We start from the raw sequence: 22,480 nt of genomic DNA, 5'->3' as shown, positions 1-22,480 counted from the left end.
CGGCCCGCGCCGACCTTGCCCGGCCCCGTCCCCGTCCCCGTCTGCCGTTCCGCGAACCGGCGAAGAGCCGAGATGCCGAAGTGCCGAGGTGCCGAGGTGCCGGGGTGCCGAAGGTGCCGGGGTGCCGAAGTGCCGAGCTCGCCTGCGGCACGGAGCCCGCGCTCCCGGACGCCGACCGGGCGGTCCTCCGCCCGGGAACGACGAGTTCTAGGACACAGGCCGCGCGCCCCGGCTCCCCGTCCCGTCCTTCTCCCACGCCCGGACGCCCAGCTTCCCCGTGGTGCCGAGGTCGAGGTGGGGCGTGACCACCACGGGGGCGGAGCCGGCCTCGGCCCGGACCCTGACGTACGGCACGGTCACCGCCTCACCGAACTCCGTGGTGTTGCGCCACGCCAGACCCGATACGGCGGACTCACCCGGCTGCAGCGTCACCGGCCGAGGCGGCTCGTCACCCTCTCCCGCCATGGGGATGTCATCGGTTCCGCGCAGGATCTCGATCCCCTCGACCGGCTCCAGGCCCTCGTCGAGCAACTGCAGCACCGGGTAACCCTCCAGGGAGTGCGGACGAGTGCCGCAGTTCTCCAGATGCAGGCCCACCACACGCAGCCCCATGGCCGCGTCCCCCTTGTCGGCGGACAGACGCAGCCCGGACGGCGGGCAGGAACCGGCGGGCGCGGGCGCCTCGTCGGCGGGCACCCGCTTCACGTCGAGGATCCTCACGTCCTCCGCGCCGAGGCTCCGGTCCGCCGGATACCCGGCGTGCTCGAGGGTGCGCCGCACCGTCCGCCCCACCCCCACGGACGCCACCGTCTCCTCGACGGTCGACATCGCCCTTCCCTGGTCGTCCATCAGGGAGAAGGTGATGGTGTAAGTGAAGGGCTCCGTCTCCTTGTTGGTCACCGAGTACGCGACCACGCACGGCGCCCCGCCACTCTCGCCCGCGGACTCGCTCGCGGACCCATCCGCCCCCGGCAGCCCCGGAAGACCGTCCGCCGTGACGGACACGCCAGGTCGCTCGCTCGCCCGGTCTCCGGGCGAGGCACTCACCCCGGCGCCACCGTCCCGCTCGACCATCCCGACGATCCGCACCGCGTCCTGCTCCTGCCCGGCCCCCGCACCACCGCCACCACCACCGGCGCCGGCGCTGTAGCTGTCGCCGACACCGGACGACGCCCTCGTCCCGCACCGCTCCCCCGGCTGCTCCTCACCCCCCTCTCCGGACGCTGCGGTCTGGGTGCCACAGGCGCTGAGCAGGAGGCTGGCGACGAGAGCACCGGAGACCGCGAGCGGCGTGCGGAGCTGGGGGATGCGCATCGCCCCACCCCACCAGCCCGACCCCCCACCGGCCGTGGCGGAAGCCACACTTCCGGTCACAGCCCTGTCACAGCCCCGCCTCTCCGTTCCCGAGAGGCGATCACGGCAACAAGCGCGGAGGTCACCGCAAAGCTCCCCACCATGACCATCCCCACTCCGATCGCGAAGAGGCCACTGGCGTCGTCCGACCAGTCGTAGGAGGCGGAAACGGTCGCCCCGGCGGTGACACCGAGCACCGCACCGACGAAGTAGCGCCGGGTTGCCGCCCAGCACACCGGCACCAGCAGAGTCAGCACGAACCCGATCACCTGCCACGCCTCGTACGGTCCCGTCGTCGTACCGTCGGCATGCACATCACGCCGCTGGTCCCACCCGAGCCAGGCGGCCCACAGCGCCGATGTCACCCCGGCCAGTACGAGGCCCGACACCAACTGGGGCACGGGCTTCAGTCGTCGTTGTTCCATGCCCCGAGCGTTCCGGCCCGCCCCCTGGCCGGCCAGCGCGCACGTACTCAGCTCCGTCCGAGTACCCGAGCCGGGGCAGCACCCCGCCGGCACCGCCCGTCACCGCAGGAACCTCCATCGCCGCCTTCAACAGCGCGCGGGCAACTCGGCCCTCAGGGTCCGGCCCGGCAGCACGGGAAGGGGCGCTCGGGAACGAGGGCGGCAGTGTGCCACTCACCGACAGGGCAGGCCAATGCCGGCAGCAGCCCCGCCGTACTCCGCAAAAGGAACCCGAGCCCGCCCGCCACGATGCCGGCCCCCGACCGTAACGCCTGGTCAGGGGCCGTCAATCTCTGCGGTGGGTGTGGGATTTGAACCCACGGTGGCTTGCGCCACGACGGTTTTCAAGACCGTTCCCTTAGGCCGCTCGGGCAACCCACCTGTGCTCCGCCCACCAGGGACGGAGCGGGTACAGCGTACCGGCCCCGGACGGTCGGCGGGGGCTCAGGTTCGCGCCGGGCCCGGTGTTCGCGCGTCCGGCCCTTCCGGTGGCACCGTTCCGGTCAGTGTTCCGTCCGCAGGCCCGGGGCGCCGCCCGCGTGTTTCGTCCTCAACCGGCGTGCGGAGCGGCGCCCGTGAAGTCGTACACCGCCCAGTCGGTGAGCGTGCGGTAGCCGAGACGCTGGTAGAGGGCGTTGCTCGTGGGGTTGGACAGGTCGGCGAACAGTACGACGTCCCTTGCGCCCGCAGCCCGTGCGGCCCGGCTCACCTCCGCCGTAACGGCGCCCGCGTAGCCCCGACCGCGCAGGTGGGCCGGGGTGTAGACGATGTCCACCTGGATCTGGCCCCCGATCACCGGGTTCATGCCCGCGATGGATACGGGAGTGCCGTCCGGGGTCTCCCAGAGCGTGTAGCGCTTGTCGGCGAAGCGGGTGCCGGCCCACGTGTCGGCGTCGATGGCGACCTCTTCCCCGACAGCCCTGGCGAACTCACCGCACCAGAACATGACGTGCCCGAGGTCCTGGTCGCCCAGGACGCGAGCTCGTCCCGCCGGTAGGGGCTCTGGCGGGACGAGCTCGCCGAGGCGGTACAGGCGGAGCCGCGTGTCCCGGAGTTCCGGAGTCGCCCCGGTGTGCCGCTGCCATGCCTCGGCGAAAGCCCCGGCGGTGCTGTGGTCCGCGCTGACGGAGGGAAGGGAGTGCCCGAGGGTGGCCAGGCGTGCGGCGAGGGAGTCGGCCTGCTCGGACGAGAGCGGAGAGAGACCCACCCCACGGAGCGGGAGGCGGTAGAAGGTGGCGTGGGCCGCGCCCGCTCGCTCCAGTACGCCGAACACGGGAGCTTCGGTGCCGAACGCCCCCGCCCCGCGCGCTCGCACTCTCTCGGCCCACGTCAGCTGCATGACGTGCGGGCCGGGCCGTGAGCGCAGGAAGTCTCCGGCCCGGGCGAGGAAGTCGTGGACGTTGTCGGTGAGGTGCCAGTCGTCCGGTCGCATGCCTCATGCTTTCCCACGCTGCAGGCGTGCGACCGCACGACTTCCGAACGGCCTCGCGGACGGTGTGGGTCAGTCGTCTCCGGTCTTGGAGCCGAGGGTGAGTTCGGTGGTGCGCTCCTTGCCGCCGCGCTCGTAGGTGACCGTGACCTTGTCGCCGGGCTTGTGGGTCCAGATCTCGCCGATGAGGGTCGGGCCGCTGTCGATCACCCGGTCGTCGAGCTTGGTGATGACGTCTCCGGGCTTGAGGCCCGCGTCGGCGGCGGGGCCGCCCGGCTCGACGGGCTCGGAGCCGTTGACACCCTGCTCGGTGAGCTTGGCGCCGTTCGCCGTCTCCTCCAGGGAGACGGAGGCACCGATCTTCGCGTAGACCGGCTTGCCGGTCTTGATCAGCTGCTTGGCGACGAACTCGGCCTGGTTGATGGGGATGGCGAAGCCCAGGCCGATCGAGCCGGCCTGGCCGGTGCCGAAGCCGCCGTTGCTCGTGGACTGGATCGCGGAGTTGATCCCGATGACGTTGCCCTGCGCGTCCAGCAGCGGGCCACCCGAGTTGCCCGGGTTGATCGACGCGTCGGTCTGCAGGGCACTCATGTAGGACGCCTTGCTGGCGGCGCTGCCGTCACTGGAGGCCACGGGGCGGTTCTTGGCGCTGATGATGCCCGTGGTCACCGTGTTGGACAGGCCGAAGGGGGCGCCGATGGCGATCGTCGAGTCGCCCACGGCCACCTTGTCCGAGTCACCGAGGGGCAGCGGCTTCAGGTCCGACGGGGCGTTCTCCAGCTTGATGACCGCCACGTCGTAGCCCTGGGCGTGGCCGACCACCTCGGCTTCGTACTTCTTGCCGTTGGGGAAGGTCGCGCTGAGCTTGCCGCCGTCGACCGCCTCCGCCACCACGTGGTTGTTGGTGACGATGTGTCCCTGTTTGTCGAAGACGAACCCGGTGCCGGTGCCGCCCTCCCCGTTGCTGCCCTCGGCCTGGATGGTGACCGTGCTGGGCAGCGCCTCGGCGGCCACGCCGGCGACCGTGCCCGCGTCGCGCTTGACGGAGCCGCCGGTGTCGGAGGCGGAGACGGTCGTGGAGCCGGTCTCGTCGTTGTTCTTGGCGAGGGTGTAGCCGAGGCCGCCGCCCAGACCGCCCGCCACCAGCGCGGCGATCAGGAGCCCGGCCACCACACCGCCACGGCCACGGCCCGCCTTCGGCGCGGGCGGCTGGTACGAGGAGCCCCAGCCTCCGCCGAAGCCGTCACCGCCGCCCCCTCCGTACGACGGAGTGCCCGGCGGCGGGGGCGGCGGCCAGGAGGCGTCGGGGGCGGTGTGCCCCTGAGGTGCGGCCGAACCGTGGGAGGCGGCCGGAGCGTGGGAGGCGGCCGGGTCCTGGGGAGCGGCCTGGTGCGGTGCGTGGGCGGGAACGGCGGCCTGCCCGAAACCGTCGTTCGCTTGCGGTTGCGGAGGCGCGGGAGCGGGGGACGGCGGCTGGTCCGGGCCCGGCGCGGCCGGGTGGGCGGAGGCTGCGGGAGATTCCACCGGCACGGGAGGTGCGGACGGGGCCGGGGGTACCGCGGTGCCCTCGTTCTCGGTGCTCACAGCTTCTCTCCTCGTTCCACGGCTGTTTCTCGGACACACTGCTCGCGCTCAGCCACGCTCACGCGCTGCTCCACGGTTCGGCGCGACGCAGATGCGCAGTGTTTTCGTATGCCATCAGCTTTTCCCACGGGCCGTCAGAGCACCATAAGCGGTTGCTGTGGGTCCACGATCGTCCTTTACATGGGTTATCCAAGACTAAACGGACGTGCTGCCGATGACTCCGAGGGCACGTCCACCCGTACGCGGTGGCACCATGACGCGGTGACCCACGCACGACAGCACCGGATTCAGGTCGTCGCCCACCGGGGAGCCTCCGAGGAGGCCCCCGAGCACACCCTGGCCGCGTACCGGAAGGCGATCGAGGACGGGGCGGACGCCCTCGAGTGCGATGTACGCCTGACCGCCGACGGCCATCTCGTCTGCGTCCACGACTGGCGCGTCAACCGTACGTCCAACGGCCGCGGCGCGGTGTCGGCGCTCGAGCTCGCCGATCTGGCCGCGCTGGACTTCGGTGCCCGCAGGACCCGGGAGTTCTGGCGGACGCGCGACGAGCAGCCGGACTGGGAGCACCGGCCCGAGGACCGTGAGGAAACCTCCGTCCTGACCCTGGAGCGGCTGCTCCAGCTGGTGTCCGACGCGGGGCGGCGGGTGGAGCTGGCCATCGAGACCAAGCACCCCACACGTTGGGCGGGGCAGGTGGAGGAGCGGTTGCTGGTGCTCCTGAAGCGGTTCGGACTCGACGCCCCGGCCTCGGCCGCCGACTCGCCGGTACGTGTGATGAGCTTCTCGGCGCGCTCCCTGCACCGGGTGCGGGCCGCGTCGCCGACCCTGCCGACGGTCTACCTGATGCAGTTCGTCTCACCGCGGCTGCGCGACGGGCGGCTGCCCGCCGGTGTCCGGATCGCGGGCCCCTCGATCCGGATCGTACGCAACCACCCCGCGTACATCGAGCGCCTGAAGCGCGCCGGCCACCGGGTCCACGTATGGACCGTGAACGAGACCGCGGACGTGGATCTCTGCGCCGGCCTGGGCGTCGACGCCATCATCACCAACCGGCCGCGCGCGGTTCTGGACCACCTGGGCCGCTGATTCGTCCGGAAACCTTGACCCGGCGGGTTCTCTGCCGCATTCTCCGGTCTCGGCCACACCGACCACATCCAGCCACGCCCTCACGGGGAGTGCTCCGGCGCGTTCGGTGCGTGTTCGGCCGTGTCGAATGCGTCACTGGGCGGGGACCGGCCGGTTTCCGGCTCAGGCCGTTGGGGCATCCACACCGTGGCGTGGGGCAAAGGAGGTCTCGGGGGTGGCGTTGGTGGTGGCACAGGAGGTGCCCACGTCGTCGAGCATGGCCGTGCCCCATGGCCCTGCGGGCGTGGGGAAAGCAAGGCACCGCATGCGTGATCAGCTGCGCAGCGGCGGCGTGGCGGAAGCGGTCATCGACGACGCCGTACTGGTCCTTTCGGAACTCTTGAGCAACGCGTGCAAGCACGGCCGTCCGCTCGGCGACGCCCTGGCGGGGGACGGCGAAGTCCGCGCCGCGTGGCGAGTGGACGCGGGCGGCAGGCTGGTCGTGGAGGTCACGGACGGCGGCGGCCCGACCCGCCCGGCTCCGGCGACTCCTTCGGTCACCGCGCACGGCGGACGCGGACTGAACATCATCTCCGCGCTCGCCGACGACTGGGGCGTACGGGACAACATCCGCGGTGAGGTCACGGTCTGGGTCGTCGTCCACAAAGACGTGCACGACCCGGACGCCGGGCACCGGCGCGACGACTTCGCCACCCGGATCACGGCACCGGCGGTGTCGGAGATCCCCGGCCTGGACTTCGCGGACGCCTTCGACGACCTGGGCTGACCCGGCCACTCGGCACCCAGGGGTGCCTGGGGCTTCCTGGGATGCCTGGGGGCGCCTGATGCTTCCTCGGCTGCCGGGAGGGTCGGGCTGCCTGGGTGGCCGCCAGTGCGGCCGGTGCGGCCGGTGCGGCAAGTGCGGCAAGTGCGGCAAGTGCGGGCCGGTGCGGCCGAGCGAGTTTTCCACAGGTGATTCGTTGTGCACAGGGTCCCGTCGACCGGGATCGGGACCGGCTAGGCTCGCGCCCGTACGAGATGAGCCACAACCGGGAGACACCCACGATGGCCAAGAAGCGCCCCCAGACGAAGGCCAAGCGCCCGAAGCTCACCGACGGTGCCAGCGCCGCAGGCGCTGACGGGAACTTCCCGGTCGTCGGCGCCCGCGAGCCCTGCCCCTGCGGCAGCGGCCGCCGGTACAAGGCCTGCCACGGCCGGGCCGCCGCGCAGGCCACGACCGCACTGGTGCAGCGCCCGTTCGAGGGGCTGCCCGGCGAGTGTGACTGGGTGGCCCTGCGTGAGCTGGTGCCGGCGGCCACGGTCGAGCTGTCCCTCAAGGGCGGCCTGCCCGAGGGCGTCCCGTCCGTCACACTGGCCACGGTGCTGCCGATGGCCTGGCCGGCTCTGCGCCGCGACGACGGCTCGGTTCTGCTCGGTCTGCAGAACGACACGGCCTCGGGCGACATCAGCCGCGACCTCGCCGACACCCTCCAGCGGGCGCTGACCGCCGCGCCGGGCACCCCGGTGCAGGGCCGCCGCGCGCCGGCCGACGGTCCGCGCCTGCAGGACCTGCTCGCTCCCGAGGCGACGTTCGAGCCGACGGTGCACGCGGGGTTCGAGTTCTGGGTACCGGACCAGGAGAACGCCACGCCGGAGGTGACCGCCTCGCTGGAGCGGGCCAACGCCGCGGCCATCCCGACCGTCCGGCTCCAGGGCGTGGACGCCGCCTACTGGTGCGAGACGCCGGAGAAGAACCACCTGCGCTGGGTCATGCCGCACGAGGAGGAGCGTCTTCTGGACGCTCTTGCCCGGCTGCACGCCGCGGGCCGGTCGTCCCTCGGCGAGGGCACCCGACTCGTCGGTTCCTTCCGCGCACACGGGCTCACCGTTCCGGTGTGGGACCTGCCGAGCGGGGTCACCGCGCAGGACATCGAGAAGCCGGCGGCCGAGTTCGCCGAGCGTCTCGCCGAGGCCCTGGCCACGGACGCCCCGCTCACCCCCGACGAGCGCCGCGCACGCGGGGGCCTGACCAACCGGCAGGTCACCCTCAGCTGACGCACGGCCGCGAGGGCCGCTCCGGCTGGTCGGCCGGTCGGCCGGGGCTCCGATCCGGAGCGCGTGACTCCGGTCACAACTCCCGGCGAAGACAGGCCAGTAGGTGACCGGAAAACAGGAGATCGAATTTGCTTAGCGCCGATCTCTTGTTACCGTTCGAGTAGCCCGGTTGCTGGTGCATCCCCCGTCGCCAGCAACCGGGTCTTTGCATGCGCCCGGTCGCACACGCACCGCAGTCGCCTGTCAACTCCCCGCGTCCGCAGCCGAGTTGCCCACTACGCCTCCGCTGCTCCCCGCGTCCCCGTCACTTCTGTCACCATCGTCGGTCCCGTCGGTCCCCTTGACCCCGACGGGACCGTTGTCATGGCCGCTCCCGTCGTCACGGTTCCTCCCGTCGTCACGGTTGCTCCCGTCGTCACGGTTGCTCCCGGCACGCAACAGCAGCTGCCCGTATCCGACCCGGTCTGCGAACTCCGCGACCGCGGTGTACACCGCAGGCCGGCCCCGGGAGGGCTCCCCGGGCGTCTCGCAGGTGCCCGGCGCACCGCCGGCGCCCACCGAGCAGCGCATCCGCACGCTGTGCCCGTCGGGCCCCATGAGGATCAGTACGGTTTCGAGCGGGCGGCCGGTCGCGTTGCGGTAGTAGGTCCGCGCCCAGGTCTCCGCTCCCCGGGTCACGACGCAGGTCTGCGCCTCGACCCCCTCGGAGGAGGTGATTTCCGGGCCGCAGCGCACGGCGGTGGCCGCGCCGTTCGGCAGCGGGGAACGGTCGGGCGCGGTCGTGGCCGGGGCATGACCGGTCCTGTCGGCCGTCCGGCCGTCTCCGCCCCGCGAGAGGAGATGGACGGCCGGTGCCTGCTCCTTCCCGTCGCCCACGGGCCCCGCGGACGCCACGGTGAACGGCAGCAGGCCCCCGCAGACCACGACTCCGGCGAGCCCGTACAGGCGGACCCTCCGGTGGCGGTCCGGTCGCCTGCGGCGGCGCGAACCCGCGCGGTGCGGCCCTCCCGTGCGGTCCCGTCCGGCGGCGTGGTGCTCCCCAGCGTGAAGCGGCATGGGGCGGACGATAACGACCGCGGGCGGGCGCGGACTGCCGTGCGCGCCGGACCTCCCTACAACTCGGGCGCGTTCACACCCGTACGAGTGAGGGCGTCGACCACCGCGTCCACCACGGCCTCCACGTCGGGCACCCAGGGCGAGGCGGAGCCGGGCAAGGGTGCCCGCTCCCAGCGGACGGTTCCCCCGCCGGTCTCGGACGCGGGCAGCGCGAGATAGCCGCCCTCGCCGTGGAAGCGCAGGGAGCCGGGGACGAAGTCCTTGGCGTGGAGCAGCTCGCCCAGTTGCTCCATGGAGTACGGCTTGACCAGCAGCGACCAGCGGGTGGGCGCCGCGATGACCGGGCCGAGCCGCAGACCGGCGCGGTCGAGCGCGGCCAGGGCGTGGGCGGCCGGCAGGGCGGGCAGGGAGACGGCGCACGGGGCGCTGCCCCCGGTGGCCAGAATGATCGGTGCGGTGGGCCGGCTGGTCCACCACCAGCGCACCATGCGCGCGTCGGTGGTGGCCGCGAGGAGCTCCGGGTCGAAGGGGTGCGCGCCGGGCACCGTGCACTCGGGTTCGGGGCAGCCGCAGCGCGACCGCGCCTGCGGGTCCGCCGCCACGCCCGGGAGTACGGGCCACTGCCATTGCGTCGCGTAGGTCAGGGCCGCGCCGATCAGCTCAGGCCGCCCGTCGTCGTGCTGGGACAAGAGCCTGCGTCGCCTTCCGAGGATCTCGCGCATGAGCGCTCGTTCCTTTCCGTTGCACGCCTGGCAACACCGTGGTCACATCACACCATGTGTCGATCTCTTCGCTGTGCGTAGCTGGTGGCGCATCACACCCCTGCCGGAGGCCTCTCCGCCGGAGGCATCTCTCTGCCGATGGCATCTCCGCCGAAGGCCTCACACTGCCGAGGGCATCACACCGCCGAGGGCATCACTGCCAGGGGCTGGGAAACCCCGTGGCCGAGCACTGACTGCGTCCGCGGCGGTTCGTTCCACTCTGCGTCCATCACGAGCATGGGCGTGGCGCGGGGTGGCGAAGTCTGGCGTTTTGCCGTTCCGCGTTTTTCTCTCCGCCTCCGCCACGGGAGGATGGGGCACGGTCGTCGGTGGATAGGACGCCCGGGTCCGCCGCCAGGTTCCGGATGCCCCGGGCACCCTGGCCTTCTCCGAGTACGTACCCCTCACGACCGCTGTGACGCTCCGTAAAGCACCCCCAGTCGACCGCAACAAGGCTTCCTGTAGGGCAGTTTCAAGTCAATTTTGCTTTTCCGCAAGGGCCGCGAAGGAAGTCACTCGCACCTCACGGACACCAGTAATCCCAGCAGGACAATGCTGGACATCTCCTTACGAGTGCGTGTACATGTGGAGACACTGCTAGCGGCGCAGAATGACATGGGGGTTCGCGATGCTTTTGAGCAGTAACTGCCGGTCGGAAGGCCGGGCGCCATGAACACCCCGCACTCTGCGAAAGTGGCCGGAATCGATTCAACGGTTCCGTCTCCCGCACACACTGTCGCGTCCGTCGTCCCGGGTACCTCACCGGCCGGTGCCCCAAACACCACGGAGGTCACGGAGGTCGCGCAGGTCACGGGCGCCTCGGGTACACCGTGCGCTCCCGGTGGCCTGCTCCAGGACAGGCTGGCCGGCTGGGTCTCGGACCTCACGACCCTGCACGAGCTGACCGAGCGCCTGGTCCGCACCGACTCCCTCTCCGCAGGCATCCAGGAAGTGCTGCGCGCCGGAGCCGCCCTGGTGGGCGCCCGGCGCGGCCTCGTCGCGCTGGAACCGGCCGACGGACTCGGCCCGGGCGCCACCGTCGGCCTCGGACTGGCCCGCACCGACCTCGGCCACATCGAGACCGTTCCGCGAAGTTCCCTGCCCCACGGGCGAATTCTGGACGGTCTGCCGGTCGGTGAGGGCGGGATCGCCGAGCCCGACCTGTTCGCCGAGAAGGGTCTCGACCCGCGCCACCGCGAAGTCGCCGCCCGCCTCGGCTACGCCGCCAGCTTTGCGCTCCCCCTCTCCGCCGAAGGCACCGGGCGCATGGGAGCCGCCGTATGGCTCTACGACGAGCCCGCCGAGCCGGGCGAGCGGCAACGCCACCTCGTCGGCCTCTACGCCCGGTACGCCGGCCAGCACCTGGCCCGCCTCCTGGAGGTCGAGCACACGCGTGCGTGCATGGCGACGATGGCAGAGGAGCTGCTCCCCTCCCGCCTGCCGCGAGTGCCCGGCGTCCAGCTCGCCGCCCGGCACCGCACCGGCCCGCTCGGCGGCGGCGACTGGTACGACGCACTGCCGCTGCCGGACGCCGCGCTCGGACTCGCCGTCGGGTCCGTCACCGGGTCCGGGCCCAGCGCCGTCGCCGCGATGGGGCGGCTGCGCGCCTCGCTCCGCGCGTACTCCGTGATGGAGGGCGAGGACCCGGTCGCGGTCCTGTCCGACCTGGAGTTGCTGCTGCGCCTCACCGAGCCCGCCCGCTCGGCCACCGCGCTGTTCGGCTACTGCGAGCCGGCACTGCACCGGATCACCCTGGCCGGCGCCGGACACAGTCCGCCGCTGCTGATCGGTGAGCGGCGCACGGAGTTCGTCGAGACCTCCCTCTCCGCTCCGCTCGGCATGCTCGCCTGCTGGGAGGCACCGAGCGTGGAGGTCCAGGCGGAACCCGGGGAGACGGTCCTGCTGTACACCGACGGGCTGCTGCACCGCACCGGCGACCCGGCCGACCGCGCCTTCGCCCGGCTGCACGCGGCGGCGGCCGGCGTACCCAGGGCCAAGCGCCACGACCCGGACGCCGTCGCCGAGCACGTCCTGCGCACGGTACTGCCGGACGGACTGGCCGACGCGGACTCCGAGGAGGACGTCGTCCTGCTGGCCGTCCGGTTCGAATAGCGGCACGGTCGGCAGATCCGCCAACCGGCGCTGTCGGCACCCCCTCTTGACGCCCCCTGCTGACACCACTGTCCGCAAAACGGGGCACTGACCCCCCGCAGGCCACGGATAACGGACGGTAGCGCCTCCATGTAACAGGCCCTTCGGCCCTGGGCCCCCTTCCGTACGACCGTACGATGGGGGGTGGTCCAGTGCCGTATCAAGGAGGATGACCGTGGCGGAGGAGCTCACCCCGGAGAACCCGGAGATCTCGGAGAAGCCGGAAACCGTGCTTGAGGACGCCGCTGCCGCGGCGGGCGAGGAACCGATCAAGCAGCGCAAGAACGGCCTGTACCCCGGCGTGTCCGACGAGCTGGCCGAGAACATGAAGTCCGGCTGGGCCGACACGGAGCTGCGCGACCTGGAGCCGATCGCCCAGGCCACCGAGACCGCCGCCCGCCGCGCCGCCCTGTCCGCCCGCTTCCCGGGCGAGCGCCTGGTGATCCCCGCGGGCAACCTGAAGACCCGCTCGAACGACACGGAGTACTCCTTCCGCGCCTCGGTCGAGTACGCCTACCTGACCGGCAACCAGACCGAGGACGGCGTCCTGGTCATGGAGCCCGAGGGCGCCGGCCACACCGCGACGATCTACCTCCTGCCCCGCTCCGACCGCGAGAACGGCGAGTTCTGGCTCGACGGCCAGGGCGAACTGTGGGTCGGCCGCCGCCACTCCCTCACCGAGGCCGAGAAGCGGTACGGCATCCCCGCCTCCGACGTCCGCGAGCTGGCCGGAAACCTCCGCGAGGCCACCGGCCCGGTCCGCGTCGTGCGCGGTCACGACGCCGGCATCGAGGCCGCCCTGACCGACAAGGTCACCGCCGAGCGCGACGAGGAACTGCGCGTCTTCCTCTCCGAGGCCCGACTGGTCAAGGACGAGTTCGAGATCGGCGAGCTGCAGAAGGCCGTCGACTCCACGGTGCGCGGCTTCGAGGACGTCGTGAAGGTCCTCGACAAGGCCGAGGCGACGTCCGAGCGGTACATCGAGGGCACCTTCTTCCTCCGCGCCCGCGTGGAGGGCAACGACGTCGGCTACGGCTCCATCTGCGCCGCCGGCCCGCACGCCTGCACCCTGCACTGGGTGCGCAACGACGGCCCGGTCCGCTCCGGCGACCTGCTGCTGCTCGACGCGGGCGTGGAGACGCACACGTACTACACCGCCGACGTCACGCGCACGCTGCCGATCAACGGCCGCTACAGCGAGCTGCAGAAGAAGATCTACGACGCCGTGTACGACGCCCAGGAGGCCGGCATCGCGGCCGTGCAGCCGGGCGGCAAGTTCCGCGACTTCCACGACGCGTCCCAGCGCGTGCTGGCCGAGCGGCTCGTCGAGTGGGGCCTGGTCGAGGGCCCCGTCGAGCGGGTGCTGGAGCTCGGCCTGCAGCGCCGCTGGACGCTGCACGGCACCGGCCACATGCTCGGCATGGACGTCCACGACTGCGCCGCCGCGCGCGTGGAGTCCTACGTCGACGGCACGCTGGAGCCCGGCATGGTGCTCACGGTCGAGCCCGGCCTGTACTTCCAGGCCGACGACCTGACCGTGCCCGAGGAGTACCGGGGCATCGGCGTCCGCATCGAGGACGACATCCTCGTTACCGCCGACGGCAACCGGAACCTGTCCGCCGGGCTGCCGCGCCGGTCGGACGAGGTCGAGGAGTGGATGGCCGCGCTGAAGGGCTGATCCACGGTTCGCCGGCCGGGTACCGCACACGGGGTGCCCGGCCATCGACGTGTCCGGGAGGGGCCGCGGAAGGGATCCCCCGGGCTTGCGGCGCGCCCAGGCGCCCCGGGGGCGTTTTCGTGGACTGGCACTCGAGGCACTCAGGGCACTCGAGGTACACAGGGCACTCGGAGTACTCGAAGCACTCGGAGTACTCGAAGCACTTGGAAGGATGCTGGACGCGGCGCCCTGATGCCGGCGCCGTCAGACCGCCACCAGCGGAGTTCCCTCGCGCCACTTGAGGACCTTGTCGAAACTCACCACGGCACCGGCCCGGCCCGGCCTGCTGCCGATGTGGACGTGGTCGGCGAGCTCCCGGATGAGACACAGGCCGCGGCCGTCCTCGGCGTCGTCGGACACCGGGCGGGCCGCTTTCCCCGGACGGCCCGCAGGGGCCGCGGCGAACCCCGGGCCCGTGTCGGCGACCTCGATCCGGCAAAGCTCACCGTCGAGGTAGGCCGTGACGCGGTACGCCTGCGAGGAGCCTCCGGGTTCGTCGTCGCCGCCGTGCTCGACGGCGTTCGCGCAGGCCTCGCTCAGCGCGACCGAGAGGTCGAAGGAGACGTCGGGGTCGACACCCGCGGTCTCCATGGTGCCGATCAGCAGGCGGCGGGCCAGGGGCACGCTCGCAGCCTCGCGCCGCAAATGGAGTGACCACCAGATGCTCATGCTCCAGCCTCCCGGCCGCGGCTCGACATACCGTTACGTATTGCCCCCCGCTCCCGGGCGTAAGCGCGGTCTGCGCGCGAGACCGTCCATATGGCCGACGCGTCCCTGCCGCCGATCGGTGTATGTGGGACGGCTCACACCAGAAGGTGACGTTCCGGTCCGCTTCCGGCCGTACGGCATCTTGTGGACCTGCCGTACGGCGCGGGGGGCGCCAGTGGGATGATGAGCCCGCCATGACTGCCCCCCACCCGCCTACGGTGCGCTCCGGGAACGACCTCCGGATCCTGCGGGCCGCGGTGTTCGCCGCGGTCTGCGTCGTGCTGGCCGCGGCAGGGCACACCCTCGCCTCCTGCGCCACCGTTCCGCTGTGGTCGCTGGGCGCTGGATTCCTCGGGGCGGTCGTGGTCGCCGCGCCCCTCGCCGGACGCGAGCGCTCGCTGCCCGGCATCGCGGTACTGCTCACCGTCGGCCAGACCGCGCTGCACGCCCTGTTCGGACTGGGCCAGCACGGTGCCTCCACGGTCCCGGCGTCCGGTACGGCCGCCACGTCCGTCGGCGGACCCGGCCCGCTGTCCGACGCCTCACTGATCCAGCAGGCCGCACGGCTGGTCTGCGGAACCACCGCGGCGGCGATCAGCCCGGCGCAGGCCCAGCGGATCCTCACCGACGCCCGGATCGCTCCGGACGTCCACGCAGGCGCCGCCCACGACCCCGCCGACGCCCTGACCGCGGCCGGCTCCTCGGCCTCGCTGCTGCCGTCCCTGCCGATGCTCCTCGGCCACGTCCTCGCGGCCCTGGCCGCCGGCTGGCTGCTGCGGAGCGGGGACCTGGCCCTGGCGCGGCTCGTCGAACTGTCGGCGCACTCGGCCCACTCGGTGGCCGAGGCCGCGTTCGTACGCGCCCTGCGCGCGGCGCTCTCCCTGCTCCGCGCCCTGCAGGCCGGGCTCCAGGGGGCTCCCGGGACGGGCCCGCGCCTGCCGCACACCGCTCGGCAGGTGCCGCCGCGGCCCCGCACCACCGCACTCCAGCACACGGTGATCAGACGCGGCCCGCCGGACGACGCGTTCGCCCTCGCCGCCTGACACGACGCGACCACCACCCCGCCCCGGCCGGCCCCTCGGCCGCCGCGCGGAGGGGCCGCCGTCGTGCGGCACGCGCGCGTGCGCGCACCCTCCCGTCACCCGCCACCGGTTCGACACCGGTGACCCACTCGAAGCGGAGTGCTCCGTCCATGAAGCCTTCTCGTATCGCCGCCGCCGGCGCCGTCTCCGGCATCGCCGTCCTCGCCCTGTCCGCCCCCGCCTTCGCGCACGTCAGCGTGCAGCCGGAGGGCGCGGCCGCCAAGGGCGGCTACGCCGTCGTCGACTTCAAGGTCCCCAACGAACGGGACAACGCCTCCACCACCAAGCTGGAGGTCGCCTTCCCCACCGACCACCCGCTGGCGTCCGTGATGCCGCAGCCGGTCCCCGGCTGGAAGGCGGAGGTCACCAAGTCCAAGCTGGACAAGCCGCTGGAGTCGCACGGCAAGCAGCTCACCGAGGCCGTCACCAAGGTCACCTGGACCGCCGACGGCACGGGCATCGAGCCCGGCTACTTCCAGAAGTTCCCGGTCTCCGTCGGCGCGCTGCCCGAGGACGCCGACGAGATGGTGTTCAAGGCGATCCAGACGTACGACAACAAGGAGGTCGTGCGCTGGATCGAGGTGCCGCAGGAGGGCCAGGAGGAGCCCGAGCACCCGGCGCCCGTGCTGGAGCTGACCGCCGCCGAGGGCGACGCCCACGGCTCGTCGGGCGCGAAGGCCGAGGACGGCACCGAGGCGGCCGCGCAGAACACCGCCGCCGACACCACCGCCTCCTCCGACTCCGGTTCCGGGGACGGCACCGACACCACCGCCCGCATCCTCGGCGTCGTCGGCATCGTCGTCGGTGCCGCGGGCGTCGCCTACGGCGTGCTGGCCGGACGCCGGCGCGCCTCCGACGCGTCGGCGTAACAACGCCCGCGCCGGTGCGTCGGCGTGACAACGCCCACGCATCCTCTCGTCCGGTGCGCGCCGGGCACCCCGTCGGTCCGACGGACCCCGGCGCGCACCGGAGCACCTCACATCTGGGACATTTCTCTATGCGCAAGAAGACGTTCGCCGCGGCCGCACTGCTCGCCGCCGCCTCCCTGACCCTGTCCGCCTGCGGCAGCGGCGCCGACAGCGACAAGCCCGTCGCGATGGTCTCCGAGGACACCAGCCAGAAGGCCGCCACCGTGCTCGACAAGCCGTTCGAGAAGCCCGACCTGGTCCTCACCGACACCCAGGGCAAGGAGTACGACCTCCGCGAGCAGACCGCCGGCAAACCCACCCTGATCTACTTCGGCTACACCCACTGCCCCGACGTCTGCCCCCTGACCATGAACAACATCGCCGTGGCCAAGAAGCAGCTGTCCCAGGCCGAGCAGGACACGCTCCGCATCGTGTTCGTCAGCACCGACCCGGAACGCGACACCCCGGCCGCGCTCGGCAAGTGGCTCAAGGGCATCGACCCGCAGATCATCGGCCTGACCGGCGACTTCGACACCGTCCAGGCCGGCGCCCGCACCCTCGGCATCTCCATCGACCCGCCGACCAAGGACAAGAACGGCAAGGTCGTCTCGGCGCACGGCACCCAGGTCGTCGCCTTCTCCCCGAAGTCCGACGCGGGCTACGTCCTCTACGGCGAGGACGCCACCGTCGAGGACTACACCAAGGACCTCCCCGAGCTCGTCAAGGGAGAGAACCCGTGAGGGGCCGTCCCGCTCTCGCCGCCGTGACGGTGATCGGCGCGCTGGCCCTCGCGGGCTGCGGCGACTCGGACTCCGGCTCCGGCTCCTCGGCCTCCGGCGCCGAACTCTCCGTCGACGCCGCCTACATACCGCAGCCTGTCTCCGACTCGATGGCGGCGGGCTTCCTCACCATCACCAACGAGGGCGACACCGAGGACGAACTGACCTCGGTGACCAGCGGAGCCGGTGACGTCACCGTGCACGAAACCGTCGACGGGACGATGAAGGAGGTCGACAGCCTCCCGATCCCCGCCCACGGCCGGCTCGTGCTCGAAAGCGGCGGCAACCACCTGATGTTCGAGAAGCTGAAGCAGCAGCCCAAGGAGGGACAGACGGTCTCCGTCGACCTTCACTTCGCCCACGCCGACCCCGTCACGGTCAAGCTGCCCGTGAAGGCGGCCACGTACCGGCCCACCGGGCAACCCGGACACTCCGAACACACCGGACACTGAGGGAAGGACCACCTTGTCGCAGACCATCGCCCCGCGCGTCCGGACCGTGGTGCTGCTGCTCCTGGCCGCGGCCTGCGCGCTGCTCGCCGGCGCCGGACCGGCCTCCGCGCACGCCGCACTGACCGGCAGTGACCCCCGACAGGGGGCGGTGGTCGACAAGGCTCCGGCCCAGGTGTCGCTCACCTTCTCCGAATCGGTCTCCATGGACGCCGACTCGCTGCGCGTCTTCGACCCCCGGGGCGAACGCGTCGACGACGGCGAGCCGTCCGGTACGAGCGGCACGACCTACTCCGTGAAACTGCACGCCGGGCTGCCCGACGGCACGTACACGGTGACCTACCAGGTCGTGTCCGCCGACAGCCACCCCGTCGCCGGCGCCTACACCTTCTCCATCGGAGCCCCGTCCGAGACCTCCGTCTCCGTGTACGGCACACAGACGGGCGACGGGATCGTCGGCTGGCTGTACGGCCTCGGGCGGTACGTGTCGTACGCCGGGTTCACCGTGCTGGTGGGCGGTGCTGCCTTCGTCCTCGCCTGCTGGCCACGCGGCTCGGGAATCCGGGCGGTACAGCGGCTCGTCGTCTCGGGATGGCTCGCGCTCACCGCCGCCACGCTGCTGCTGCTCCTGCTGCGCGGCTCCTACACCGGCTCCGGGAAGCTCGGCGACGTCTTCGACCTGAACCTGCTCGGCGAGGTGCTGCAGACCAAGACCGGCGCCTCGCTGGTCTCCCGGCTGCTCCTGCTCGCGGCGGCCGCCCTGTTCGTCGCCGTCCTCTTCGGCGCCTATGACAAGCGAGAGGACGAGGAGAAGCGGGACCTCACCTTCGGACTCGGGATCGGCGGAACCGTCGTGGCGGCCGGGCTCGCGGCGACCTGGGCGATGTCCGAGCACGCCTCCGTCGGCCTCCAGGCCGGTCTCGCCATGCCGGTCGACGTCGTCCACCTCCTCGCGATGGCCGGCTGGCTCGGCGGACTCACCGCCCTGCTCGTCACCCTGTACCGGGCCCCCGCGGACACACCGCTCCCCACCGTCGCCGTACGCCGGTTCTCACGCGTCGCCTTCGGCAGCGTGGTCGCGCTCGTGGTGACCGGCACCTATCAGTCCTGGCGCCAGCTCGGCTCCTGGACAGCCTTCACCGACACCCGGTACGGCCGGCTGCTCCTCGTCAAGATCGGGCTCGTGGCGGTGCTGGTCGGCATCGCCTACCTCTCTCGACGGTGGACGGCACAGTTGGCGGAGGCGGTGCCCGCGATCGCCCGCCAGCGGGAGAAGGAGCAGACCGACGCGGGCACCGGCCGTAAGGCCGAGGACGCGGAGGCCGCCGGGAAGGCTACCGGGGCATCGAAAGCCGCCGCGGAGGCTTCCAGGGCGTCCAAGACCGACGAGGGGGCGGCCAGGACGTCCAAGACCGACGAGGGGACGACCAGGACGGCGAAGGACTCCCCGCGGTCCCCCGAGGCGACGAAGGACTCCGGCACCTCCCAGCGCGCCGCCCAGCTCGCCCGGCAGCGCGCGGCCGTGGACGCCGCCCGGCAGAAACGGCAACGGGACGCCGACCCCCACCGCTTCGGACTGCGCCGCTCCGTCCTCGCCGAAGCCGGCGTCGCCGTCGTCCTGCTCGCCGTCACCACCGTCCTGACCCAGACGGAGCCGGGCCGGACCGAGGAAGAGGCCAAGGCCGCCAACCCGTCCACCGCCTCCCCGTCCGCGCCCTCCACCGGGACGGTCACCCTGGACATGCCCTTCGACACCGGCAGCCAGAACGGCAAGGGCGTCGTCCGGGTCGAACTCGACCCCGCACGCGTGGGCGCCAACGACATGCACCTCTACGTCGAGCGCCCCAACGGCAACGCCTTCGACATCCCCGAGGTGAAAGTCGCCTTCACCCTGGAGGCCAAGAACATCGGGCCGCTACCCGTCGTCCCCGACCGCATCACCACCGGACACTGGTCGGCGAGCGGGGTGCAGATCCCGATGGCCGGCGACTGGGAGGTCGCCGTCACCGTGCGGACCTCCGACATCGACCAGGTGACCGTCACCAAGAACGCGCAGATCGGCTGAACCGCACCATGGCTGACCAGTCCACCCCCGAAGCCCGGACCCCCGAAGCCCGGACCCCCGAAGCCCGGACCCCCGAGACGGCCCACGGGTCGCCCGGCGGGCCCGGGCCCCTCGACTCCGCGAGCACCACCGCCCGCGCGGGCATCTCGCGGCGGCGGCTGCTCGGCACCGCCGGTGCCACCGGGCTCGTACTCGGCGCGGCCGGCGGCGCCGCGGGCTACGCCGCCGCCCCCTCCTCCCCGACCGCCGCCACACCGCTCACCTCGCTGGGCAGCGAGCAGGTGATGTTTCACGGGAAACATCAGCCCGGCATCACCACCCCCATGCAGTCCCGCGGCCACCTCATCGCCTTCGACCTGGCGGCGGGCGCCGGCCGCAAGGAGGCCGCCGCACTGCTGCGCCGCTGGTCCGACACCGCCCGGCGGCTGATGGCGGGCGACCCGACAGGCTCCCGTGACACGGACGTGGCCCGGGACGCGGGGCCCGCCTCGCTGACCGTCACCTTCGGGTTCGGGCACAGCTTCTTCGGCCGGACCGGCCTGGCCGAGCAGCGACCGGCCGCCCTCGACCCGCTGCCCGACTTCTCCTCCGACCACCTCGACAAGAACCGCAGCAACGGCGACCTGTGGGTGCAGATCGGCGCCGACGACGCCCTGGTCGCCTTCCACGCCCTGCGCGCCGTCCAGCAGGACGCCGGATCGGCCGCCCGCGTCCGCTGGCAGATGAACGGCTTCAACCGCTCGCCGGGTGCCACCACTCACCCCATGACCGCCCGCAACCTCATGGGCCAGGTCGACGGCACGCGCAACCCGAAGCCGTCCGACACCGACTTCGACCAACGGATCTTCGTCCCCGAACAGCACGGGAGTTCCGGAGAGAACGAGAACAAGGAGCACGCATGGATGGCGAACGGCTCCTACGCCGTCGTACGCCGCATCCGCATGCTCCTCGACGACTGGGAGAAGCTGCCCGTCAAGGCCCAGGAGGAGGTCATAGGCCGCCGGAAGTCCGACGGGGCTCCGTTGACCGGGGGCACCGAGACGACCGAGATGGACCTGGAGAAGACGGACGAGGCCGGGAACCTGATCGTCCCCATCAACGCCCACGCCCGCATCACCCGCCCCGACCAGAACGGCGGTGCGGCCATGGTCCGGCGGCCCTTCTCGTACCACGACGGCTTCGACGCGGACGGCGTGCCCGACGCGGGCCTGCTCTTCATCTGCTGGCAGGCCGACCCGCTGCGCGGCTTCGTACCGGTCCAGCGCAAGCTGGACCGGGGGGACGCGCTCTCGCAGTTCATCCGGCACGAGGCGAGCGGGCTGTTCGCGGTACCCGGCGGGGCGGCCGAGGGAGAATACGTGGGCCAGCGGCTGCTGGAGGGGTGAAACCGGCCGGAGTCCGCCCCCGCGGAGCGGGTCGTCCCCGACACGTGAGCCAGGCCTGACCGGGCCCATTAGGGTGAGGTCATGCCAGCCAGTTACGCGTATCTCGGCCCCGAAGGCACCTTCACCGAAGTCGCCCTGCGCACCCTCCCGGAGACGGCGACCCGGGAACTGGTCCCGTACGTGTCAGTCCAGTCCGCGCTCGACGCGGTGCGCACCGGCGAGGCAGAGGCCGCGTTCGTGCCGATCGAGAACTCCGTCGAGGGCGGCATCACCACCACCCTCGACGAGCTGGTCGCCGGCCAGCCGCTGATGATCTACCGCGAGGTGCTGCTGTCCATCACCTTCGCCCTGCTGGTCCGCCCCGGCACCAAACTGTCGGACATCAAAACGGTCACCGCCCACCCGGCCGCCCAGCCCCAGGTACGCAACTGGATCAGGAAGCACCTCCCGGACACCGCCTGGGAGTCGGCCGCCTCCAACGCGGACGGCGCCCGCCTGGTGCAGGAGGGCCGGTACGATGCGGCGTTCGCCGGCGAGTTCGCCGCGGGCCGCTACGGCCTGGAGGTCCTCGAGGCCGACATCCACGACGCGGAGAACGCCCAGACACGCTTCGTCCTGGTGGGCCGCCCCGCCCGGCCCGCGGCACCGACCGGCGCGGACAAGACGTCCATCGTGCTCTGGCAGCGCGACGACCACCCCGGCGGCCTGCGCGACCTGCTGGGCGAGTTCGCCACGCGAGGCGTCAACCTGATGCTGCTGCAGTCCCGGCCCACCGGTGCCGGCATCGGCAACTACTGCTTCTGCATCGACGCCGAGGGGCACATCTCCGACCGCCGGGTGGCCGATGCCCTGATGGGCCTGAAGCGGACCTGCCTCCAGGTGCGCTACCTGGGTTCGTACCCACGGGCGGAGGTCGAGCCGGCGGACGTGGGCGCACCACGGCCGGGCACCTCGGACGAGGCGTTCGTCGCGGCGGCGGACTGGGTCGCGCGCTGCCAGGACGGTCGGTTCTGACGGCCGGAACCGGCCGGTTCCACCAGTCGTACCTGCATATTCTCGTTATCCACAGGTGTTATCCACAGGTCTGCTTCTCGACCTGGGGACAAGTCGACAACGAAAGGGCATTCAGTCGACATGTCCTACTTGGCGCCCCGCTTCACCGCAGGCACCTCCGCCACCTTTCATCCACCTGTTTCTCGCCCCCCATCCTCCGGAGTGACACCGAGCGCTCCGTTTCCACCCGAAAGTGGGGGGCGTGAAGGGTTTGAACGGCTCACACAGCCATCGCGGGCCGTTGCGCATACCCACTTCCCGTGAGTCCACAGATCTTTCGCACAGCCTGTGGATAACTTCCCGGGGCTGGGGATTCCTGTGGACAGACGGGTGCGGAACAGCTCCACAAGTCCCGTTCTCCACAAGGAAATCCAGTCAACCACCGTCGCCCCCGTTGGCTCGTTCCAGGTATG

General features: G+C 71.9%; 19 protein-coding genes and 1 tRNA gene. 12 read left to right on the top strand and 8 right to left on the bottom strand.

Going from position 1 to position 22,480, the window contains the following annotated elements; translation table 11 throughout:
• Positions 1 to 207: 207 nt before the first annotated feature.
• The 5 genes from ACP4IX_RS20140 to ACP4IX_RS20120 form a co-directional block, all read right to left on the bottom strand.
• Complete coding sequence (locus ACP4IX_RS20140) at positions 208 to 1,314, bottom strand: DUF4232 domain-containing protein (RefSeq protein WP_426556261.1); 1,107 nt, start codon at positions 1,312 to 1,314, stop codon at positions 208 to 210.
• Between the two features lie 56 nt (positions 1,315 to 1,370).
• Positions 1,371 to 1,778 (bottom strand): hypothetical protein, encoded by a 408-nt coding sequence (locus tag ACP4IX_RS20135; RefSeq protein WP_426556260.1) that lies wholly within the window; start codon positions 1,776 to 1,778, stop codon positions 1,371 to 1,373.
• A 335-nt stretch (positions 1,779 to 2,113) separates the two neighbouring features.
• Positions 2,114 to 2,198 (bottom strand) — tRNA-Ser (locus ACP4IX_RS20130).
• A 169-nt stretch (positions 2,199 to 2,367) separates the two neighbouring features.
• The gene (locus tag ACP4IX_RS20125; RefSeq protein ID WP_426521439.1) at positions 2,368 to 3,249 is read right to left on the bottom strand and encodes a GNAT family N-acetyltransferase; all 882 of its coding nucleotides are present in this window, start codon (positions 3,247 to 3,249) and stop codon (positions 2,368 to 2,370) included.
• A 69-nt stretch (positions 3,250 to 3,318) separates the two neighbouring features.
• Positions 3,319 to 4,830, bottom strand: coding sequence for a S1C family serine protease (locus ACP4IX_RS20120; protein WP_426556259.1), 1,512 nt, complete (start codon positions 4,828 to 4,830; stop codon positions 3,319 to 3,321).
• A 261-nt stretch (positions 4,831 to 5,091) separates the two neighbouring features.
• Here ACP4IX_RS20120 and ACP4IX_RS20115 point away from each other — a divergent pair, with 261 nt between their 5' ends.
• The 3 genes from ACP4IX_RS20115 (at position 5,092) to ACP4IX_RS20105 (ending at position 7,953) form a co-directional block, all read left to right on the top strand.
• Positions 5,092 to 5,919, top strand: coding sequence for a glycerophosphodiester phosphodiesterase (locus ACP4IX_RS20115; protein WP_426521441.1), 828 nt, complete (start codon positions 5,092 to 5,094; stop codon positions 5,917 to 5,919).
• 127 nt (positions 5,920 to 6,046) lie between these two features.
• A complete protein-coding gene (locus tag ACP4IX_RS20110) occupies positions 6,047 to 6,685 on the top strand; it encodes an ATP-binding protein (RefSeq protein ID WP_426521442.1) in 639 nt (212 codons plus the stop codon).
• Positions 6,686 to 6,963: 278 nt separating this feature from the next.
• Positions 6,964 to 7,953: a DUF5926 family protein gene (locus ACP4IX_RS20105; RefSeq protein WP_426556258.1), complete on the top strand. Its 990-nt coding sequence runs from the start codon at positions 6,964 to 6,966 to the stop codon at positions 7,951 to 7,953.
• A 243-nt stretch (positions 7,954 to 8,196) separates the two neighbouring features.
• Here ACP4IX_RS20105 and ACP4IX_RS20100 read toward each other — a convergent pair whose 3' ends face one another.
• Positions 8,197 to 9,009: a hypothetical protein gene (locus tag ACP4IX_RS20100; RefSeq protein WP_426556257.1), complete on the bottom strand. Its 813-nt coding sequence runs from the start codon at positions 9,007 to 9,009 to the stop codon at positions 8,197 to 8,199.
• A gap of 56 nt (positions 9,010 to 9,065) precedes the next feature.
• Positions 9,066 to 9,731, bottom strand: a complete 666-nt coding sequence (locus tag ACP4IX_RS20095; protein ID WP_426521445.1) for a bifunctional DNA primase/polymerase — start codon at positions 9,729 to 9,731, stop codon at positions 9,066 to 9,068.
• Between the two features lie 708 nt (positions 9,732 to 10,439).
• Between ACP4IX_RS20095 and ACP4IX_RS20090 the strand changes: the two genes are divergently transcribed.
• Together ACP4IX_RS20090 and ACP4IX_RS20085 are read left to right on the top strand one after the other, a co-directional pair.
• Entirely contained in the window at positions 10,440 to 11,882 is a 1,443-nt protein-coding gene (locus ACP4IX_RS20090; protein ID WP_426521446.1) for a PP2C family protein-serine/threonine phosphatase, read from the top strand.
• Positions 11,883 to 12,096: 214 nt separating this feature from the next.
• Complete coding sequence (locus ACP4IX_RS20085) at positions 12,097 to 13,599, top strand: aminopeptidase P family protein (protein WP_426521447.1); 1,503 nt, start codon at positions 12,097 to 12,099, stop codon at positions 13,597 to 13,599.
• Positions 13,600 to 13,842: 243 nt separating this feature from the next.
• Here the strand turns inward: ACP4IX_RS20085 and ACP4IX_RS20080 are convergent, their stop codons facing one another.
• Positions 13,843 to 14,307: an ATP-binding protein gene (locus ACP4IX_RS20080; RefSeq protein ID WP_426521448.1), complete on the bottom strand. Its 465-nt coding sequence runs from the start codon at positions 14,305 to 14,307 to the stop codon at positions 13,843 to 13,845.
• A 233-nt stretch (positions 14,308 to 14,540) separates the two neighbouring features.
• Here ACP4IX_RS20080 and ACP4IX_RS20075 point away from each other — a divergent pair, with 233 nt between their 5' ends.
• From ACP4IX_RS20075 to pheA, 7 genes are all read left to right on the top strand, one after another.
• Positions 14,541 to 15,389 carry a hypothetical protein gene (locus ACP4IX_RS20075; protein ID WP_426521449.1) on the top strand — a complete coding sequence of 283 codons (849 nt, stop codon included), beginning with the start codon at positions 14,541 to 14,543 and terminating at the stop codon, positions 15,387 to 15,389.
• Between the two features lie 149 nt (positions 15,390 to 15,538).
• Complete coding sequence (locus ACP4IX_RS20070) at positions 15,539 to 16,297, top strand: YcnI family protein (protein WP_426521450.1); 759 nt, start codon at positions 15,539 to 15,541, stop codon at positions 16,295 to 16,297.
• Positions 16,298 to 16,425: 128 nt separating this feature from the next.
• Positions 16,426 to 17,076, top strand: a complete 651-nt coding sequence (locus ACP4IX_RS20065; RefSeq protein ID WP_426521451.1) for an SCO family protein — start codon at positions 16,426 to 16,428, stop codon at positions 17,074 to 17,076.
• Positions 17,073 to 17,567, top strand: coding sequence for a copper chaperone PCu(A)C (locus tag ACP4IX_RS20060; RefSeq protein WP_426521452.1), 495 nt, complete (start codon positions 17,073 to 17,075; stop codon positions 17,565 to 17,567). The genes ACP4IX_RS20065 and ACP4IX_RS20060 overlap by 4 nt, the downstream gene beginning before the upstream one ends.
• A 13-nt stretch (positions 17,568 to 17,580) precedes the next feature.
• Entirely contained in the window at positions 17,581 to 19,629 is a 2,049-nt protein-coding gene (locus ACP4IX_RS20055; RefSeq protein WP_426556256.1) for a copper resistance CopC/CopD family protein, read from the top strand.
• An 8-nt stretch (positions 19,630 to 19,637) separates the two neighbouring features.
• Positions 19,638 to 21,014: an iron uptake transporter deferrochelatase/peroxidase subunit gene (efeB, locus tag ACP4IX_RS20050; protein ID WP_426556255.1), complete on the top strand. Its 1,377-nt coding sequence runs from the start codon at positions 19,638 to 19,640 to the stop codon at positions 21,012 to 21,014.
• 81 nt (positions 21,015 to 21,095) lie between these two features.
• Positions 21,096 to 22,028 (top strand): prephenate dehydratase, encoded by a 933-nt coding sequence (gene pheA, locus ACP4IX_RS20045; protein ID WP_426521455.1) that lies wholly within the window; start codon positions 21,096 to 21,098, stop codon positions 22,026 to 22,028.
• Positions 22,029 to 22,480 lie beyond the last annotated feature (452 nt).

Source organism: Streptomyces sp. WG5 (assembly GCF_049974565.1).
Taxonomy (GTDB): Bacteria; Actinomycetota; Actinomycetes; order Streptomycetales; family Streptomycetaceae; genus Streptomyces.
The sequence above is the reverse complement of the archived record's forward strand: the minus strand, read 5'-3'. Positions and strand labels throughout refer to the sequence as shown.